The 289-nt window shown below is 40.5% G+C and carries 1 protein-coding gene; it reads right to left on the bottom strand.

The window, feature by feature from the left end; genetic code table 11:
* Positions 1 to 289, bottom strand: a 289-nt coding sequence (locus ACFIJS_RS08740; protein ID WP_375651222.1) for a hypothetical protein, incomplete at both ends; no start/stop codon positions are given.

The following is a 289-nucleotide window of genomic DNA, read 5'->3' as shown; positions in this document are numbered from 1 at the left end:
GGAATGAAAAGCATTCCGCATGGTCTCTAACGTCTTATTTTGCGTGGTCATATCCACTAAACCAGCATGAAATAAGGTATTTGGCAAAAGAAGATAAGTTGGTAATTGAGGAACAACAGCTCTAATTTGGAGATTAGACTGAACATCAAGCGTCATAGGAAGATTAGACGAAAGATCAATAGAGTCAGAAGATGTAGAAGGCTTTGGTTCAACAGAGGCAGAAGCAGGAGAAACAGAATCCGCAGATGGAGGAGATACCGATACAGAGGGTGTAGTAGATGTTAATGAT

The organism is Bartonella sp. OT172YNZD (assembly GCF_042193725.1).
Classification (GTDB): Bacteria; Pseudomonadota; Alphaproteobacteria; order Rhizobiales; family Rhizobiaceae; genus Bartonella; species Bartonella grahamii_A.
The sequence above is the reverse complement of the archived record's forward strand: the minus strand, read 5'-3'. Positions and strand labels throughout refer to the sequence as shown.